18 protein-coding genes are annotated in these 16,807 nt (G+C 73.9%); 15 read left to right on the forward strand and 3 right to left on the reverse strand.

Annotated elements, in window-relative coordinates; genetic code table 11:
- Positions 1-119 precede the first annotated feature (119 nt).
- From EV684_RS01590 to EV684_RS01645, 12 genes are read left to right on the forward strand one after another with little or no spacing between them, the layout of a single operon-like run.
- The gene (locus EV684_RS01590) at positions 120-914 is read left to right on the forward strand and encodes a lytic transglycosylase domain-containing protein (protein WP_132644445.1); all 795 of its coding nucleotides are present in this window, start codon (positions 120-122) and stop codon (positions 912-914) included.
- A complete protein-coding gene (locus tag EV684_RS01595) occupies positions 911-2,887 on the forward strand; it encodes a flagellar biosynthesis protein FlhA (RefSeq protein WP_132644446.1) in 1,977 nt (658 codons plus the stop codon). Before EV684_RS01590 ends, EV684_RS01595 begins: the two co-directional genes overlap by 4 nt.
- Before the next feature lie 15 nt (positions 2,888-2,902).
- On the forward strand, positions 2,903-4,660 hold the full coding sequence (gene sctC, locus EV684_RS01600; RefSeq protein WP_132644447.1) for a type III secretion system outer membrane ring subunit SctC: 1,758 nt from the start codon (positions 2,903-2,905) through the stop codon (positions 4,658-4,660).
- Positions 4,657-5,760: a SctD/MshK family protein gene (locus tag EV684_RS01605; protein WP_132644448.1), complete on the forward strand. Its 1,104-nt coding sequence runs from the start codon at positions 4,657-4,659 to the stop codon at positions 5,758-5,760. The genes sctC and EV684_RS01605 overlap by 4 nt, the downstream gene beginning before the upstream one ends.
- Before the next feature lie 34 nt (positions 5,761-5,794).
- Positions 5,795-6,091, forward strand: a complete 297-nt coding sequence (locus tag EV684_RS01610; protein ID WP_132644449.1) for a hypothetical protein — start codon at positions 5,795-5,797, stop codon at positions 6,089-6,091.
- A 16-nt stretch (positions 6,092-6,107) separates the two neighbouring features.
- Complete coding sequence (locus EV684_RS01615; RefSeq protein WP_132644450.1) at positions 6,108-6,500, forward strand: hypothetical protein; 393 nt, start codon at positions 6,108-6,110, stop codon at positions 6,498-6,500.
- An 8-nt stretch (positions 6,501-6,508) separates the two neighbouring features.
- Complete coding sequence (gene sctJ, locus EV684_RS01620) at positions 6,509-7,309, forward strand: type III secretion system inner membrane ring lipoprotein SctJ (protein ID WP_132644451.1); 801 nt, start codon at positions 6,509-6,511, stop codon at positions 7,307-7,309.
- Positions 7,302-7,802, forward strand: coding sequence for a hypothetical protein (locus EV684_RS01625; protein ID WP_132644452.1), 501 nt, complete (start codon positions 7,302-7,304; stop codon positions 7,800-7,802). The genes sctJ and EV684_RS01625 overlap by 8 nt, the downstream gene beginning before the upstream one ends.
- 43 nt (positions 7,803-7,845) lie before the next feature.
- The gene (locus tag EV684_RS01630) at positions 7,846-8,478 is read left to right on the forward strand and encodes a FliH/SctL family protein (protein WP_132644453.1); all 633 of its coding nucleotides are present in this window, start codon (positions 7,846-7,848) and stop codon (positions 8,476-8,478) included.
- On the forward strand, positions 8,475-9,803 hold the full coding sequence (locus tag EV684_RS01635) for a FliI/YscN family ATPase (RefSeq protein WP_132644454.1): 1,329 nt from the start codon (positions 8,475-8,477) through the stop codon (positions 9,801-9,803). Before EV684_RS01630 ends, EV684_RS01635 begins: the two co-directional genes overlap by 4 nt.
- Positions 9,800-10,297 (forward strand): hypothetical protein, encoded by a 498-nt coding sequence (locus EV684_RS01640; protein WP_132644455.1) that lies wholly within the window; start codon positions 9,800-9,802, stop codon positions 10,295-10,297. Before EV684_RS01635 ends, EV684_RS01640 begins: the two co-directional genes overlap by 4 nt.
- The gene (locus tag EV684_RS01645; RefSeq protein WP_132644456.1) at positions 10,294-11,097 is read left to right on the forward strand and encodes a response regulator transcription factor; all 804 of its coding nucleotides are present in this window, start codon (positions 10,294-10,296) and stop codon (positions 11,095-11,097) included. Before EV684_RS01640 ends, EV684_RS01645 begins: the two co-directional genes overlap by 4 nt.
- A gap of 29 nt (positions 11,098-11,126) precedes the next feature.
- On the opposite strand, the gene EV684_RS01650 is transcribed toward EV684_RS01645, so the two are convergent.
- From EV684_RS01650 to EV684_RS01660, 3 genes are all read right to left on the reverse strand, one after another.
- Positions 11,127-12,206 (reverse strand): TolB-like translocation protein, encoded by a 1,080-nt coding sequence (locus EV684_RS01650; RefSeq protein WP_132644457.1) that lies wholly within the window; start codon positions 12,204-12,206, stop codon positions 11,127-11,129.
- Positions 12,207-12,286: 80 nt separating this feature from the next.
- A complete protein-coding gene (locus EV684_RS01655) occupies positions 12,287-13,009 on the reverse strand; it encodes a DUF6683 family protein (protein ID WP_132644458.1) in 723 nt (240 codons plus the stop codon).
- Between the two features lie 179 nt (positions 13,010-13,188).
- On the reverse strand, positions 13,189-13,863 hold the full coding sequence (locus EV684_RS01660) for a hypothetical protein (protein ID WP_132644459.1): 675 nt from the start codon (positions 13,861-13,863) through the stop codon (positions 13,189-13,191).
- 321 nt (positions 13,864-14,184) lie between these two features.
- On the opposite strand from EV684_RS01660, the gene EV684_RS01665 reads away from it, so the two are divergent.
- Genes EV684_RS01665 through EV684_RS01675 form a run of 3 tightly spaced genes read left to right on the forward strand, consistent with a single transcriptional unit; the run spans position 14,185 to position 16,693 of the window.
- Complete coding sequence (locus tag EV684_RS01665) at positions 14,185-14,868, forward strand: DUF6683 family protein (RefSeq protein WP_132644460.1); 684 nt, start codon at positions 14,185-14,187, stop codon at positions 14,866-14,868.
- A 17-nt stretch (positions 14,869-14,885) separates the two neighbouring features.
- Positions 14,886-15,617: a DUF6683 family protein gene (locus EV684_RS01670; RefSeq protein WP_207184551.1), complete on the forward strand. Its 732-nt coding sequence runs from the start codon at positions 14,886-14,888 to the stop codon at positions 15,615-15,617.
- A 53-nt stretch (positions 15,618-15,670) separates the two neighbouring features.
- Positions 15,671-16,693 carry a TolB-like translocation protein gene (locus EV684_RS01675; RefSeq protein ID WP_132644461.1) on the forward strand — a complete coding sequence of 341 codons (1,023 nt, stop codon included), beginning with the start codon at positions 15,671-15,673 and terminating at the stop codon, positions 16,691-16,693.
- Positions 16,694-16,807: the final 114 nt, after the last annotated feature.

Consider the following 16,807-nt stretch of genomic DNA (forward strand, 5'->3'; position numbering starts at 1 on the left):
AACAAACTCGGCACAGACGGATACCGAATAGGGGAGTTCGACGTGACCGCCGTCACGAAGTCCCGGGAGCATCGCGCCGCGCACCAGAAGAGCCGTCATAAGCCGTCAGAGGAGGTCATGTGCGACGCCGTGAGGCCTGTGCCACCGGATCTGTCCGGTATCCCTTTCGCTGTGCCGCCGCATGGGCGGCGCTGTCGGCATTCGGCCCGGCCTTCGCCGCGGCGCCGGCGCTGGACGCCGACACCTGCGCGGCGCTGCAGGGCGCCGCGACGGCCAAGTACAGCCTCGGGCTCGCAGCCTGCGGCTTCGACGCCGCCGGCGCTGCGCCGGCGGCGCCGCTGCCGCGCACGCGCCAGGCCCAGCAGCTGCAGATGTACGACCCGGCGCCCGCGCCGGAGGCGCCCGCCACATCGGCGCCGGCTCCCGCCCCGGCGGCTGTCCCGGCACCCGTCACGCGGCGCTGGCCGGCCTCGCTGGCGCGCGCGCTGCAGCTCGCGCCGGTGATCGACGAGGTCGCACTCGCCGAGAACCTGGACCCGCTGCTGCTGCACGCCATCGCGCACGTCGAGTCGCGCCACGACGCCGCAGCCGTGTCGCACGCCGGCGCCCGCGGCGTGCTGCAGCTGATGCCGGGCACCGCAGCGCGCTACGGCGTGCAGGGGCGCAGCGCGCTGCACGACGCGCCGACCAACCTGCAGGCCGGCGCGCGCCACCTGGCGATGCTGCAGCGCCGCTACGGCGGCGAGCTGGACCTGGTGCTGGCGGCCTACAACGCCGGCGAAGGCGCCGTCGAGCGCCACGGCCGGCGCGTGCCGCCGTACCGCGAGACGCAGGACTACGTGCGCCGCGTGCTCGGCGAGTACGGCCGTCTGCGCGCGGCCGCGGCCAGTCTGGTGCCGGTGACCGTCCGATGAGCCTCGCCGCCTATTTCGCGTCGGCCCGCACGACGCGTGGCAGCCTGTTGTCGCGCTACGGCGATCTGGCGCTGGTGGCCGGCGTCGTCGTCATCGTCGCGCTGATGGTGCTGCCGCTGCCGCCGCTGCTGGTCGACGTGCTCGTGGCCATCAACATCTGCAGCGGCGTGGTGCTGCTGCTGGTGGCGATCTACGTGCGCTCGCCGCTGGAGTTCTCGGTCTTCCCCAGCGTGCTGCTGATCACGACGCTGTTCCGGCTGGCGCTGTCGATCGCGACGACGCGCATGATCCTGCTGGAGGCGCACGCCGGGCACATCATCGACACCTTCGGCCGCATGGTCGCCGGCGGCAACCTGGTCGTCGGGCTGGTGGTGTTCCTGATCATCACCGTCGTCCAGTTCATCGTCATCGCCAAGGGCGCCGAGCGCGTGGCCGAGGTCGCGGCGCGCTTCACGCTCGACGCGATGCCGGGCAAGCAGCTGTCCATCGACTCGGACCTGCGCTCGGGCCTGATCGACAAGGACGAGGCGCGCCGCCGCCGCCGCGAGCTGGAGCTCGAGAGCAAGCTGCACGGCAGCCTCGACGGGGCGATGAAGTTCGTCAAGGGCGACGCCATCGCGAGCATCGTCATCGTCGTCGTCAACGTGCTCGGCGGCCTGGCGATCGGCGTGCTGCAGAAGGACATGACGCTCGCCGGCGCGATGCACACCTACTCGATCCTGACGATCGGCGAGGGGCTGGTGGCGCAGATCCCGGCGCTGCTGGGCGCGATGTCCGCCGGCCTGCTGGTCACGCGCGCCACCGACGAGGAACGCGACCGCCATCTGGGCGACGCGATCGGCCGCCAGATCGCGGCCAAGCCACGGGTGCTGCTGGTGGCCGGCGGCCTGTGCGTGCTGCTGGCCGCGGTGCCGGGTTTTCCGGCGCTGGTCTTCCTCGGCCTGGCCGCCGTGCTGCTGGGCGGCGGTGCGCTGCTGACGCCGGCGCTGCGTGCGCTGCTCGAACGCCGCCTTGGCCCGACGCTGGCGCGCGTGCCGCGCCGCGAGGCCGCCGCCCCGGGCGTGCTGAGCACCGCCGCGCCCGAGCCGCGCCCGGCGGTGCCGCTGCTGCTGGAGCTGCCGCAGAGCGCGCTGGACGCGGCCAGCGCACGCGCCCTGGTCGACGCGCTGTCGGAGGTGCTCGACCGCTTCCAGCTCCAGCTCGGCCTGCTGCTGCCGCGCATCGCGGTGCACCCGCGGCGCGCCGAAGCCGGCGCCCCCGCCGGCTGGCGGCTGCTGGCCTTCGAGGTGCCGATCGCCGAAGGCGTGCTGCCGCCGGCGCCGCTGCCGCAGGCGCTGGCCGAGGCCTGCCACCAGGCGCTGCGCCGCCACGCCGCGCTGTTCCTCGGCACGCAGGAGACCGGCGCGCTGCTGGCGCGTGCCGGCAGCGACTACCCCGACGTCGTCAAGGAGGCGCTGCGCGCGCTGCCCCTGGCGCGGCTGGCCGAGATCCTGCGCCGCCTGGTCGAGGAGGAGGTGCCGATCCGCAACCTGCGCGACGTGCTCGAAGCCCTGGCCGACGCCGCGCAGCGCGAGAAGGACGTCTTCGCGCTGACCGAGATGGCGCGCATCGCCCTGCGCCGCCAGACCAGCCACCGCGCCGCGCCCAACGGCGTGCTGCGCGCGGTACTGCTGACCCCCGAGTTCGAGGACCGGCTGCGCGCCGCGGTGCGCGTGGCCAACGGCCAGTCGACGCTGGCGCTGGACCCGGCCGAGGCCCAGGCGGCGATGCAGCGCCTGGCGCAGGCGGTGCGCGCCAGCCGCCCGGCGGCGCTGCTGACCGCCGTCGACCTGCGCCGCCACGTGCGCAAGCTGGTCGAGGCCGAGTGCTTCGACACCCCCGTGCTGAGCTACCACGAGCTGATGCCGACGCTGCGCCTGGACGTGCTGGCGCGTGTCGGCGACGAGCCCGCCGTGCAGCTCGAGGCGGCCTGAGCCGCCGCCCCCCCGATGAGCCTCTCCCACCCGATGAACCCCATCCCGCGACCGCTGTCCGCCCGTCTGGCCGCGCTGCTGCTGGCCGGCGCCTGCCTGGCCACCCAGGCCGCGCCGATCCCGTTTGCCGAACGCCAGGTGCGGCTGACCGCGCGCGAGCAGCCGGTGGCGCAGTTCCTCGAGGACCTGTTCGGTCAGGTCGACGTGCCGGTGGCCGTCAGCGAGCAGGTGCGTGGTGCGGTCAACGGCGCCTTCGAGGGCGACGCCGAACGCGTCTGGGCCAAGGTCGCGCGCAGCTTCAACCTCGTCGGCTACTACGACGGCACGGTGGTGCACGTCTACGTGCCCGCGGAGCTGGGCACGCGCACGCTGCCGATGTCGCGCGAGGCCGCGACACGCGTGCGCCGCAGCGCGCAGGAGCTGAACATGCTGGACACGCGCCACACGCTGCGCGCCACCGCCGAAGGCACGCTGGTGGCCGCCGGCACGCGGCGTTTCCTCGACCAGATCGATGAGCTGGCGCAGGGCCAGCGCGCCCAGGCCGCCGCGGCGGCGCCGCAAGGCTTCGAGGTGCACTTCCTGCGTTATGCCTGGGCGCACGACGTGGCGGTGAGCTTCGGCGGCCGCGACGTCGTCGTGCCCGGCGTGGCGTCGATCGTGCGCGCGCTGATGACCAGCCAGGCGCGCAGCCGCATCGAGATCAGCAGCCACGAGCGCCCGGCCCCGAGCACCGTGCCCAAGCTGCGCGGCCAGGGGCTGGCGGCCCAGGCCGCGCCCGAGCCGCAGCCGCCGTCGGCCGCGGCGCTGCTGGCCGCCTACGGGGCCGCGCCGGGCACGCTGCCGGCCGCCGCCGCCGAACCCGCCGCGCTGCGCCTCGTCGACACCTCGCTGGCGCGCGTCGAGGCCGACACCCGGCTCAACGCCGTCATCGTGCGCGACGACCCGCAGCGCCTGCCGCAGTACCGCCAGCTGATCAGCGCGCTGGACGTCGAGCCGCAGGCGCTGGAGATCGAGGCGCGCATCGTCGACATCGACACCGACCGGCTGCGCGAGCTGGGCATCAACTGGCGGCTGTCCAGCGGGCGCTCGTCGCTGCTGTTCGGCAACGGGACGAACAGCGACACGCTGCTGTCGGGTTCGCAGCGGCCCGAGGACATCACGCCGCAAGGCAAGGGCGGCTTCCTGTCGGCGGTGCTCGGCGGCGCCGACGAGCTGGCGCTGCGCATCAACGCGCTGCAGGACCAGGGCGCGGCCAAGGTCGTGTCCAGCCCGCAGGTGCTGACGCTGTCGGACGTCGAGGCGGTGTTCGACACCAGCCGCACCTTCTACGTGCGCGTTGCCGGGCGCGAGGACGTCGACCTGTTCTCGGTGTCGGCGGGCACCACGCTGCGTGTCACGCCGCACGTCTTCCGCGACGACCACGGCGTGCGCATCAAGCTGCTGGTGGCGATCGAGGACGGCGCGCTGTCGCAGCAGCAGGTCGACCAGATCCCGGTCGTCGAGCGCGCCTCGATCAACACCCAGGCGCTGATCTTCGAGGGCGAGAGCCTGCTCGTCGGCGGCCTCACGCGCGAAGCCAGCAGCAACGGCGTCACCAAGGTGCCCTTCCTGGGCGACATCCCGGTGATCGGGAACCTGTTCAAGAGCAGCGTCGACAGCCTGCGCCGCACCGAACGCCTGTTCCTGATCTCGCCGCGCCTGGTGCCGGCGCGGCGTGTCGCCGCCACCGCGCCCGAGGGCGCCGCGCCGCCCGCCACGGAGAACCGCCGATGAACACGCCGCCCGCCCCCGCCGCCCACGAGCTGCGTGTCCTCGACGGCCCGCAGCGCGGCGCCTGCGTCGTGCTCGAACCCGGCCGCGCCTACCGCGTCGGCCGGCGCTGGGGCTGCGACGTGCTGCTGCGCCCGCAGGCCGGCGACGACGGCGCCGAGCTGACGCTGACGCTGCAGCCCGACGGCCGGCTGCATCTCCAGGTTCAGGCCGGGCGCGTGCGCTGCGGCCGGCGCGAGCTGGAGCCTGGCCAGGCGCTGGCGCTGCCGGCGCTGCAGCCGCTGGAGCTCGACGGCGTGCGCCTGGCCGCCGGCCCGCTGGGCAGCCCGGCCTGGGTGGCGCTGCTCGAAGGCGGCGTGCCGCCGCCGCCCGCGCCCGAGCCGGCGCGCCCCGACGAGCGCCGCCAGCGCCTGCAGCGCTGGGGCCGCTGGCTGCGCCTGGGCGGCGCAGCACTGGCCGCGACTTCGCTGTCGATGTTCGCGCTGGCGATGGTCGCCACGCCGGCGGCGCCGACGCCGGCGCAGCAGGCGCGCCAGGCGCAGGCCCTGCTCGCCTCGGCCGGCTTCACCGCCGTCGAGGTCGCGCCCGAGTCCGGCGGCCTGCTCGTCAAGGGCTACCTGGAGACCCAGGCCCAGCGCACACGCGCCGAGCAGCTGCTCGCCGGTCAGGGGCTGGCGGCGCGGCTGGACGTCTGGGTCAACGAGGCCATCGCGCGTGCGATCGAGGACGTCTACCGCGTGCACGGCGTGAAGGCCGAGGCCCAGCCCAGCGGCGCCGGCGCGATGCGCGTGCGTACCGCGCTCGCCGACCCGGCGCCGCTGGCCGCCATCGAGCGCCGGGTGCGCCGCGACGTGCCCGGGCTGCACAGCCTGCAGCCCATCAACGAGCCGCCGCGCCACACGCCCAGCCCGATCCCGGCGCTGGACGACCCCGGCAAACGCGTCGCGTCCATCGTCGCCGGAGCCGAACCCTATGTCGTCACGGTCGACGGCACGCGCTACTTCGTCGGCGCGATGCTGCCCACCGGACACCGCATCGAGCTGATCGACGGCAGCCGCGTCGAGCTCGAACGCGAAGGCGAGCGCTCGGCCATCGTCTTCTGATCCCGCCACGTCCCCCAGTCACCAGGAGCCCACCATGTCGCAAACGATCCCGCCCACCAGCCTCGCCGCCGCCACCGCCACCGCCAGCACCGGACAGGGCACCGGCAGCAAGTGGTACGAGCTGATGGCCGAGGCCTGGGGCAAGGCCCTGGACAGCAAGGCCACCGAGATGGAGGGCACCGCCGACCTGATCAACGGCGGCGACGACCGGCCGGCGACGATCACCCAGCTGACGGCGCAGTCGCAGCAGATGGCCTTCCTGGCGCAGAGCGCGCACACCGCGATCTCGTCGGTGGGCACGGCGCTCGAGACCATGGCCCGCAAGCAGTGAGCCGCGGAGCACGCCGATGACGACGCTCGCCGTCCTCCCGCCCGCCGCGGCCGCGGCGACCGGCGCCACGCCGCCGGTCCAGGCCGGCTACGGCGTTTCGCTGACCGACCTGTCGGCCTTCAACGCCTCGCTGGCGCGCGCCGGGCAGCCGCTGCAGGCCCAGCCGACGCAGGCCGCGGGCGAAGGCATGAAGCTGCTGTTCCGGCCGCTGGAGCAGATCAACGGCGAGGCCGCCGCGCTGTCGCGCCACGCGCGTGTCGCGATGCAGGCCGGCGCCGACATGACGCCCGGCGAGATGGTGATGCTGACCGTGCGCTGCCAGGAGTTCCTGTTCCACAGCCAGCTCACGGCCAACGTCGCCAACCGCACGTCCGACGGGCTGCAGCAGCTCTTCCGCCAGCAGGCCTGAGGCCGACCATGCCGCATCCCACCGCCCCCGCCCTCCCGCGCGCCCGGCTGCGCCGCCTGGCGTTGCTGCTGGCCGCTACCGCCGCGCTCGCCGGCTGCGGCCGCGAGGAGCTCTACGCCCAGCTCGACGAACGCGAGGCCAACGAGATGGTCGCGCTGCTGACGCACGCCGGCATCGACGCGGCCAAGCAGCGGGTCGACGGCGGCCAGTTCGCGCTGCGTGTGGGCAGCGGCGAGTTCGCGCGCGCGGTGCAGGTGCTGCACGCCGCCGGCTACCCGCGCGAGGAACATCAGAGCCTGGGCACGATGTTCAAGAAGGAAGGTTTCGTCACGACGCAGCTCGAGGAGCGCGCGCGCTTCATGCATGCGCTGTCGCAGGAGCTGGCCGGCACGCTGCAGAACATCGACGGCGTCGTGCTCGCGCGCGTTCACCTGGCAGTGCCCGAGAAGCGGCGCTTCGCCGAGAAGCCCGAGCCGTCGGCGGCGGCGGTGTTCCTGAAGGTGCGCCCGGGCGTCGACCTGTCGCCGCAGATCGGCTCGATCAAGGCGCTGGTCGTCAACGCGATCGAGGGCCTGCCTTACGAGCAGGTGACGGTCGTCACCTTCCCCGCCGAACCCTGGCCCGGGCCGTCGGCACCGGCCGCCGCGACGGCGCTGGACGGGCTGGGCCGGCCGCTGCTGTGGGCCGCGGCGCTGGGCGGCAGCGCGCTGGCGATCGGCGGCGGGCTGTGGTTCTGGCAGCGCCGCCGCGGCGGCGCGCGGCACGAGATCGCGCCGCTGCAGGCGGTGGCGGGTGGCCCGCATGACTGAAGCCGCCGTCTCCCCCGCGCTGGCCCGCGCCGCACGCGCCGCCGCGGCCGCCGCGACGCTGCCGCGCAGCGACGTCTCGCCGGCCTGGGACACGCTCGCCGCCTGTCCCGACTGGGCGCTGGACGCTCCGGGCAGCCGCGCCACGCTGCGGCGCCTGGGCGCGCTGTGGCACGCCGGCGCGCTGCAGCGCTGCATCGACGGCCGCCAGCTGCAGGCCGCGCAAGACGGCCTCGGCGCCACGCTGCTGCAGGCGCTGCTGGACACCGACCCGCCCGGGCCGGGCGCCGCGGCGCTGCCGGCATGCGAGGCGCTGGACCAGGTCTTCGCCGAATGCGGCCACGCGCTGGCGCTCGCCGCGCTGCCCGATGCGGCGCTGCGGGCAGCGCTCGCGCCCGCCGAGCCCGGCGCGCTGGACCGCCTGCCACTGCAGGTCGCGGCAGCCTGGGCCGAGGCCGCCGAACGGCTGCCACCGGCGCAGGAGACGCCGCGATGAGCCCTCAGGACTTGTCCGGGACTCGTTCCCGCAGGGTGCCCCGATGAGCTGGATGGCCGTGCACCTGCAGCCGCAGCTGAGCCTGACGACCGACGCCCTGCTGCTGCCGCCGCACGAGGCCGCCGCCTTCGCCGACGCGGTGGCGCTGGCCGAGTCGCTGGCGGCCCTGCACGCCGCCGAGTCCGAGCGCATCGCCGCGGCCGAACACGCGGGCCATGCCGCCGGCTTCGCCGCCGGCCGCGCCGAAGCGCTGGCCGACGTGCAGGAGCAGGCCGCGGCGCAGCTCGCCGGGCAGGCCGACGCCCTGGCCCATCGCCACGACGAGACGATGGCCGCGCTGGAGCAGCGCGTCGTCGCGCTGGCGCTGCTGGTGCTGCGCCGTGTCGCCGCGTCGCTGCCGGCCGACGAAGTGGTCGCCGCGCTGGCGCGGCAGGTGCTGGCCCAGGCCGACGAGTCCGGCCGCGGCGAAGGCCACGTGCTGCGCCTGCACCCGGCGCTGGTGGTGCCGGTGCAGGCGCGGCTGGACGCCGAGGGCGCCGCGCTGCGCTGCCGCGCCGACGATCGCCTGGCACCGCTGGACTGCGAGCTCGACACCCCGGGCGGGCGCCTGCTCGCCGGGCTGGAGACGCAGCTGCAGCGTGTGCAGGCCGCGCTGCAGCAGGTGGTGGCGCGATGAACGCGCCGCCCGCCTGGCCCGACGCCGGCCTGCAGCGTGCGCTGGCCGAGCTGCAGCCGGTGGCCGCACGCGGGCGCGTCGTGCAGGCCGTCGGCACCATGCTGCGCGCCACCGGGCTGCCGGCGCACCTGGGCCAGCAGTGCCGCATCGTCGACCCGCGCCATCCGCAGCTGGCGCCGCTGCGTGCCGAGGTCGTCGGCCTGGCCGACGGCTGCGCGATGCTGGCGCCGCTGGGCGAGCTGCGCGGCGTCGCGCTGGGCGCCGAGGTCGAGCTGCTGGAGCAGCAGGCGCGTGTGCCCTGCGGCCGCGGGCTGCTGGGCCGCGTGCTCGACGCCTTCGGCGAGCCGCTGGACGGCCGGCCGCTGCCGCCGGGCCTGGCCGGCTGGCCGCTGCGCAACGCCAGCCCCAACCCGCTGGCCAGGCGCCCGGTCGACCAGGCGCTGGCCACCGGCGTGCGCGCCATCGACCTCGCGCTGACCGTCGGCATCGGCCAGCGCGTCGGCGTCTTCGCGATGGCCGGCGGCGGCAAGAGCACGCTGCTGGCGATGCTGGCGCGCGGCGCGCAGGCCGACCTGAACGTCATCGCGCTGGTCGGCGAACGCGGCCGCGAAGTGCGCGAGTTCATCGACGACAGCCTGGGCGCCGAAGGCCTGGCGCGTTCGGTCGTCGTCGTCGCCACCTCCGACCGCCCGGCGATGGAACGCGCGCGCGCCGCCGAGACCGCGACCGCCATCGCCGAAGGCTTTCGGGCCGGCGGCGCGCACGTGCTGCTGATGATGGACAGCGTCACGCGCTATGCCCGCGCGCTGCGCGAGATCGGCCTGTCGGTCGGCGAGCCGGCGGTGCGCCGCGGCTACCCGCCCAGCGTCTTCGCCGAGCTGCCGCGGCTGTTCGAACGCGCCGGCCACGACGCCCAGGGCGCGATCACCGCCTTCTACACCGTGCTCGCCGAGGACGAAGACGGCAGCGACCCGGTGGCCGAGGAAGTGCGCTCCATCCTCGACGGCCACGTCGTGCTCAGCCGCGCGCTGGGCGCCGCCGGCCACTATCCGGCGATCGACCTGCTGGCCAGCGCCAGCCGCGTCTTCCCGCGTGTGACCGACGCCGCGCAGCAGGCCGCGGCGCGCGAGCTGCGGGCGCTGCTCGCGCGCTACGCCGAGATCCGCTTCCTGCTGCAGGTGGGCGAGTACCAGGCCGGCAGCGACGCGCTCGCCGACCGCGCGATCGAGCGCATGCCGCGGCTCGAAGCGCTGCTGCGCCAGGCGCCCGACGAGCACACGCCACCCGCCGAGGCGCTGGCCCGGCTGCAGGAGGTGCTGGCATGAACGACGAGCGCCAACGCCGCGAGCAGGCGCGCCAGCTGCAGCGCCTGCGGGCGCTGCGCGCCGAACGTGCGCAGCGCGAACGCGCCGAGGCCCAGCGCGCCCAGCAGCAGGCGCTGGCCGCGGTGCGCGCCGCCGAGGCCGAGTTCGACGCCCGCCGCCAGGCGCTGAAGGCACTGCTCGCCGCGCGCAACGGCGGCGCCGTCGCGCCCCGCTGGCAGGCCTGCGCCGAAGCCCGACGCGCAGCGCTGGACGAAGCCGCCGAACGCGCCGAGTACGCGCTGCTCGACGAGCAGGAGGCGCTGGACGCGGCCGACCGCCGGCTCGACCGCGCCCGCGCCGCCTGGCGCGAGGCGCTGTCGCGGCGCCAGACCGCCGACGAAGCCGGCCGCGACGCGCTGGCCGCCTGGCGGCGCGCGCTCGAAGCCGCCGCCGAACGCGAAGACCCCGCGCCCCGTATCCAGACCCCTTCGTTTCTTCCGGGAGCCCCACGATGACCCCACGTCCTGCCCGCACCGTCTACCTGGTCGACGACAACGCCGAGTTCCGCAGCAGCGCCCAGTGGTGGCTCAGCGGCGCCGGCTACCGCGTGCACGACTTCGGCGATGCGCAGACGGCGCTGGACGCGCTGGACCGCCTGGCCGCCGAGCGCCCCGACGAGCTGCACCGCGCCTGCCTGCTGCTGGACGTGCGCATGCCGGGCCTCAGCGGCCTGGACCTGCACGACCGCCTGGCCGACCGCGGCCTGACGCTGCGCCTGGACCCGGCGGCCGAGCCGCCCGCCGCGCCGCCGGCGGCGCCGCCGTTGCCGGTGGTCTACATGACCGGCCACGGCGACGTGCCGCTGGCCGTGGCCGCGATGCAGAAGGGTGCGGTGACGATGCTGGAGAAGCCGTTCGCCGACGACGCGCTGGAGCAGGCGCTGGAGCGCGCCTTCGCGCTCGCCGAGTCGGCCTGGGCACGCTGCCAGGTGGCCTCGCTGTTCGCGCTGCCGCCGGGCGACGGCGCCGTGCCGCCGCCGACGCCGCGCCTGCCCGAGCCCGACCCGGCCGAGGCCGGCCGGCGCGAGTACCAGCGCCGGCTGGAGTCGCTGTCGCCGCGCCAGCGCCAGGTGCTGCAGGGCATCGTCGCCGGCAAGCTGAGCAAGCAGATCGCCTGGGAGATCGGGCTCAGCGGCAAGACGGTGGAGTTCCACCGCAAGTGCCTGATGGAGCGCATGCAGGCGCGCAACGCGATGCACCTGCTGCGCATGGCGGTGTCGCGCAGCGTCGACGTCGCCGACACGCTGGTGGCGTGAGACGGCGGGGCGGCGCGCGCCTCGCCGTCTCAGCGTGTCCAGCCGAGCAGTTCGCAGCCCAGCGTGTGGTCACGGGCGCTGCTGCTGCGGTTGCGGACCTTGAACATCGCCGCGGCGCCGGGCGCTGCCGGCAGAGGGTTCAGGTTGCGGCCGCTGGCCGGCGCGTACCAGATCTCGCAGGTGCCCATGCACGACGAGCCGCTGCAGACCAGCCCGGTATCGACGTCGAAGGCGACACGCTCGCCGTCGGGCGACCAGCGGCCGTAGGACGTCAGGCCGGTGGCGGTGAGCCGCTCGAGCGCGCTGCCGTCGACGCCGCCGACCCACAGGTCCAGGTCGTCGACGTTGCCCGCGCCGGTGTAGGACACCAGCGTGACCAGGTAGCGCAGGCCCAGCGGGTCGACGGAGAGGTCGACGAGGCTGCGGCCACCGAGGTTCAACTTCGCCACCGTGCTGCGGCTGCCGCCGACCTGGCCGACCGACAGCGTGCCGTCGGCGGCCAGGTGCAGGTAGCGCCCGTCGGGCAGCCAGTCGACGACGGTGCCGACACCCGAGATGCGGTCGAGCTCGCGCAGGTTGGCCAGATCGACGAAGACGTAGTCGGTGGCGCTCAGCGAACTGGTGTAGTCCTCGGCCTGCGACACCAGCAGCACCGCCTTGTTGGCCGGCGATGGACGCAGGTCGGCGGCATAGCCGCTGATCACGGCCGAGTACAGCGTCGTGCCATCGCTGGTGCGCTTGATGCGCAGCACGGTGTCGCCGTCGCGCTCGTCGTCGTAGTTGTAGATGGCGTACTGCGAGCCGTCGGGCCAGGGGCGGGCCACCTTGTCGGCGTCGACCAGCGTCGGCGCTGCGCCGCCGAGGTCGGCGATCTGCGTGCCGTCGAGGAAGTCCAGCGCGTAGTTGCTGTGCCAGAGGCGGCCGGAGAGTTCGGACGCACCACCGGATCCACCGGAGCCGCTGTCGTCGTCGCCTCCCCCTCCGCCACCACCACCGCCGCAGGCGGTCAGCGCGGCCGTCAGGAGTGCGGCGATCGCCAGGCGCCAACGGGGGCGCCGTGCGCGTCCGGTCGGCGCGGGGGAACGAGGCGTGAGGCTGCTTTCAAGCATTGTTCTATCTCCCTGGAGTGGCTGAACAGGCACACGCCGGCCACCCGCCTGACGGGGCGGGCCGCCAGCGGCGTCACGGATCAGTCGAGTTGCAGGCCGCCCGGCCCGAAGGAGACGCGCTCGGCGTCGGCCTTGAAGAACTGGCGCAGATAACCCCGCGCGGCCTCGCGCATGCGCTGCTCGGTGGCAGCGTCGGGTTGCTGCTGCAACGCCATCTGCGTGCCGGCCATCAGCATGCCGAGGATGGCCATCTGCTCGTACATCTCGCGCCGGTCGAGCATCGGCGCGTCGGCGAGTTCGGGCTGGGCCGCCAGCAGCGAACGCATCTGCGCCACCACCGGCGGGAAACGCTCGTCGGGGAACGAACGGTTGTGCAGCCCCATCCAGCTGGCGACGAGGAACGACGCGAGCGCGCCGCCCAGATCGCCGTGCGGGATGTCGAACTGCTTTTCGATGCCGCGGTAGCGCACCAGCAGATCCTCGAACAAGGCCTTCGCCTTCGCCTGCTGGCCCGCCGGGTAATGCGCCGCCAGCTTGGCCGGCATCGTCGCCGGGCCGCGCGTGGACACCGTCAGCGCACCCGCGCCGTCCTTGCTGCGGCCTGCGCCGGCCAGCGCCGCCTGCGCACGCTTGGGCGTCGACAGGTCGTTGACGACGCTCTGCGTCAGGTAGCTGGAGGACAGGAAGTTGGACATCGGCGCGCCGGTGACGGCGTAGCCGGGGCTGTACATCTGGGCGTGCACCGGAGACTGGACCAGGCACAGCACGGCGGCGAGCGCCAGCGTTCGACGGACGAGATGCATGGGCGGATGGGCGCCAGGCGCCGATGACGACGGTTCAAGACCAGATCTGACGCCGCGATTGAAGCGGGGACGGCTCCGTTTGTCAGTCTCACAAGGTGACAGAGCGTCACCGCATCCCAAGAAAAAGGGGCGGAAGCCCGAGAGCCCCGCCCCTCCTTCGTGTCGGCCGCGAGCCGCGCTTACTGCTTGCGGGCCATCGCCGACAGGCCTTCACCGATGGCCTTGATGGCCGTGGAGAAGGCGGTCTGCAGCATGTTGTATTCCTGCGAGGTCGCCTGGAATTGCGCGTTGACCGAGTTCATTTCCTTGGCGGCCTGTTGCTGGGCCTTCTCGGAACCGCCGGCGGAGGACAGGTCGGCGAGCTTGTTGCTCAGCTCGACCATCTTCGCGGCCTTGTTGCCGGCGGCCTCGCCCATCGCCAGCGCGATGGCTTCCAGCCAGCTCGTCGCGGACTTCTTGCCGCTCTTGCCGGCGCTGGACTTGCCGTCGCCCTTGTCCTGCGCCATCAACGCCTGGGCGTTCTTGACGATCGCCTCGGTCAGCTCTTCGGTCAGGCTCTTGATGTCGCCGCTGAAGTTGGACGCCACGGCGCCGTCGGCCTGCTCGTCGCTGGACTGCGTGAGGTTCGAGACGACGTTCTGCACCATCTGCGAGATCGCCTCGCCGAGGAACTTGGGCATGCCCGAGGCGACCAGCTGCGTGACCGCGGACATGACGGCCTGGCCGACGGCCTGCGTCACGAGGTTGGCCAGCGAAGTGGCCAGCGCCATCGGCGGGAAGACCATCGACGCGATGTTCATCACCAGGCCGAGGATGTTGCCGCCGCCGAAGACGTTGCTCAGTGCTCCACCCATGATCGGAATCCTCCAGAAGTGTTGACGGGTTGCGGGTCGGGGCTCGCGTCCTGCGGCCCGCTCCCGCGGCATCGGTGCAGGGCTCGTGTGATGCCGTACACGATGGGGCGGATTCAACCGGAGCCCCTGGCGCCGCGTAACCTGTGATCGCTCCTAGCCGGGCCGGCGCCGTAGGGCGCAAGGCGCCGGCGCATCCGGTGACAGACGCACTGGGGACGATCCCAGGTGCCGGTTGCGGCGGGGTGTCGGAAGCTCGCGACCGTCAAGGGAGAAAGAGCCCGCGTCGTGCGCACAGCCGGCACGACGACGAGGCCCACACCGATGCACGGACGTTTCCTGATCGCGCTGGCTTGCGCAAGCCTCGTCGCCGCCGCGCCGGCCCAGGCCTACTGGGGCACGGCCGATGTCGGCAACCTCGCGGCGCTGGACTTCTCGTACAAGCTCAGCCGCATCCAGATGCGCAACGCCGAGCGCGCCGGCCAGCGCGCGCGCAAGGCATCGCCGGCACCGTTGCCGACCGAGGCGCGCGCCCGCCAGACGGCCGCCCGCGAGATGGCGCAGGCCTATCCGGCCGCACAGCGCGAACAGGCCGCCGCGCTGTTCGAGACGCTGCTGACGAAGTACGGCGAGATCGAGGATCGTTTCGGCATCCGCCGCGGCGACATCGGCGGCGCGCTCGCCGCCTTCGTCGCCGGCAACCTGATGGCGATGCGCCAGCAGCCTTTTCCCGACGCCCACTTCGCGGCGCTCGTGCGCCAGATGCGCGAAGCCGTCGCAAGCGACCCGGCCTACCGACGCCTGGACCCGGTGGAGCTGCGCCGCAGCTACGAACAGCTGGCCATCGTCGGCATGTTCATGGCCGCCACGCAGATGGCCCTGGCGCAGCAGCCCGACGACGGCCTGCGCGAACGCAGCGTCACGGCCGCGCGCCGCTACCTCGCGACGGTGATCCCCGGCGACCTGGACCGCCTGCAGATCACGGCCGACGGTCTGTCCCAGCGTTGAACGACCCCGTCATGCCGATGCCGCTTTCCCCCCGACGATGGCTCGCGCACGCCGCCGCCTGCCTCGTGCTGGCCTGGCCGGCCTTCGCGGCCGCCTACGGCCCGATGTACAACATCGGCAACCTCGGCGTGCTGGACTCGTCCTGGTACTACCAGTCGATCCAGTACCGCATCGTCGAGAACGCGCGCCAACGCAATGCGGCCGCCAAGGCGGCCGACACGCCGCCCGCACCCAGCCGCGACGCCGTCGTCAAGCTCGTCACCCGGGCCGACGGTCCGACCCGGATCCCCAGCCGCCTGGCCGCCGGCTACCCGCCCGCCGGGCGGGCGCAGGCCGAGTCGACGTTCGCGACGCTGCTGCGGTCCTATGGCGACATCGAACGCCGCTTCGGCATCGAGCCGGGCGACCTCGGCGGCGCCGCCGCGGCCTTCGTCGCCGGCTGCTGGATGGCGATGCGCGGCGAGGACTTCCCCGACCACCACTTCGCCACCCTGGTCGCGCAGATGCGCCGGGTGATGGCCTCGCAGCCCGGCTTCGCCTCGGTGCCGGCACGCGAGCGGCGCGAAGCCTACGAACAGCTGGCCATCATCGGCATGTTCATGGCGACGACGCAGATGGGGCTGAAGTCCAGGCCCGACGCCGCGCTCGCGAAGAGCAGCCGCGAGGCGGCGCGGGGCTATCTGCAGCAGTTCCTCAAGGGCGACGTCGATCGGCTGACGCTGGGCGACGACGGACTGGTGCTGCGCTGAAGGCACGCACCGCCTGCCCGCGGTCTGCATCCCGGAACGAACGACACCCAACGATGGCCAACGGAACCAGACCATACGGGTGCATTCTTCGCTGGGCGCTCGGCGCCACCCTCATCGCCATGGCCGGCTTGGCCGCCTGCGGAGACGGCGCAGGCTCTCACGACAGCGCCAACAACGGAGGCGGCGGAGGCGAGGCGGCGTCCGGTCGCTTGTGGCACAACTTCTTCCCGCTCGGCGACGGCACGGGTCTGTACGTGTCGTCGCCGGACGGCGCGCGCACTCGGCACGTCGATGCGGTCAAGGACGCGGTGCCGACGCCCGACGGTTCGCACTACGTGACACTCGAGCACGACCTCAGCGCCGACACCAGCCAAGTCTCGATCAAGTCGAACTCGGACGGCCGCGTCGTGCACCAGGCCGTGCTCAACGGCTACGTCAGCAAGGTCCGCCCGTCTCCCCTGCGGTTGGGCGACCTGCTGCTGGTGTGGGCGAGCAGCGCCATCGCGGGCGACGGCGTCGTCACGGCGATCGACTTGCCGGCGCGGCGGACCTTGCAGCGATGGCCCACCCGCGCCGCGGCCGACTGGCTGCCCGACGGCCGCGTGATCTCCGCGGAACCCACCGGCGCCGTCCACGTCGCCATCGTGGGCCAGCAGGACAGCGCTGTCGGCACACTGTCGGTGCCGGGGTGGACGCTGCGCGGACTGTGGAGCGACCCAACCGGCAGCCGCATCGTCACCCGCTGGATGCGCTTCAACGCCAGCGGCGATCCGGCGGAGACCGATCTGTGGATTGCCGGCGCCGACGGGACCGGACTCCAACGGCTGACCCGAACGGGCCTGACGTCCTACGCGGTGTGGGCGCCCGACGGCCGGTCTTTCGCCTTCGACTGGGACCCGGCCAACGTGTGCACCGGGACCGCCTGCGTCGGTGCCGGCAGCTGCGAACTGCACACGGCGCCGGCGACCGCGCGCGAGGTCACCCTTGATCACGCGTCGGTCCGACCGATCGCCGTCACCGACGACGAGGGCCAGGCGGCGACGCTCGGCTGCGACCTTCTAGGGTGGACGCGCTGAGCGCGCAGGTACCTCAAGCGACGCCGTCCACGGCACCGCTGTCTTCCGGGCACGCGCTGTGGCTTTTCGCACGACTGACACCCGAGACGACGAACCTCGGGCCCGGCAGAAGGC

Origin of the sequence: Rubrivivax gelatinosus (assembly GCF_004340905.1) — a bacterium.
Classification (GTDB): domain Bacteria; phylum Pseudomonadota; class Gammaproteobacteria; order Burkholderiales; family Burkholderiaceae_C; genus Rubrivivax; species Rubrivivax gelatinosus.

Bases quoted from the DNA above. Each gene is read 5' to 3' on its own strand.
- EV684_RS01595 (WP_132644446.1), top strand. From the start codon at position 911: ATGAGCCTCGCCGCCTATTTCGCGTCGGCCCGCACGACGCGTGGCAGC.
- sctC (WP_132644447.1), top strand. From the start codon at position 2,903: ATGAGCCTCTCCCACCCGATGAACCCCATCCCGCGACCGCTGTCCGCC.
- EV684_RS01605 (WP_132644448.1), top strand. From the start codon at position 4,657: ATGAACACGCCGCCCGCCCCCGCCGCCCACGAGCTGCGTGTCCTCGAC.
- EV684_RS01610 (WP_132644449.1), top strand. From the start codon at position 5,795: ATGTCGCAAACGATCCCGCCCACCAGCCTCGCCGCCGCCACCGCCACC.
- EV684_RS01615 (WP_132644450.1), top strand. From the start codon at position 6,108: ATGACGACGCTCGCCGTCCTCCCGCCCGCCGCGGCCGCGGCGACCGGC.
- sctJ (WP_132644451.1), top strand. From the start codon at position 6,509: ATGCCGCATCCCACCGCCCCCGCCCTCCCGCGCGCCCGGCTGCGCCGC.
- EV684_RS01625 (WP_132644452.1), top strand. From the start codon at position 7,302: ATGACTGAAGCCGCCGTCTCCCCCGCGCTGGCCCGCGCCGCACGCGCC.
- EV684_RS01630 (WP_132644453.1), top strand. From the start codon at position 7,846: ATGAGCTGGATGGCCGTGCACCTGCAGCCGCAGCTGAGCCTGACGACC.
- EV684_RS01635 (WP_132644454.1), top strand. From the start codon at position 8,475: ATGAACGCGCCGCCCGCCTGGCCCGACGCCGGCCTGCAGCGTGCGCTG.
- EV684_RS01640 (WP_132644455.1), top strand. From the start codon at position 9,800: ATGAACGACGAGCGCCAACGCCGCGAGCAGGCGCGCCAGCTGCAGCGC.
- EV684_RS01645 (WP_132644456.1), top strand. From the start codon at position 10,294: ATGACCCCACGTCCTGCCCGCACCGTCTACCTGGTCGACGACAACGCC.
- EV684_RS01650 (WP_132644457.1), bottom strand. From the start codon at position 12,206: ATGCTTGAAAGCAGCCTCACGCCTCGTTCCCCCGCGCCGACCGGACGC.
- EV684_RS01655 (WP_132644458.1), bottom strand. From the start codon at position 13,009: ATGCATCTCGTCCGTCGAACGCTGGCGCTCGCCGCCGTGCTGTGCCTG.
- EV684_RS01660 (WP_132644459.1), bottom strand. From the start codon at position 13,863: ATGGGTGGAGCACTGAGCAACGTCTTCGGCGGCGGCAACATCCTCGGC.
- EV684_RS01665 (WP_132644460.1), top strand. From the start codon at position 14,185: ATGCACGGACGTTTCCTGATCGCGCTGGCTTGCGCAAGCCTCGTCGCC.
- EV684_RS01670 (WP_207184551.1), top strand. From the start codon at position 14,886: ATGCCGCTTTCCCCCCGACGATGGCTCGCGCACGCCGCCGCCTGCCTC.
- EV684_RS01675 (WP_132644461.1), top strand. From the start codon at position 15,671: ATGGCCAACGGAACCAGACCATACGGGTGCATTCTTCGCTGGGCGCTC.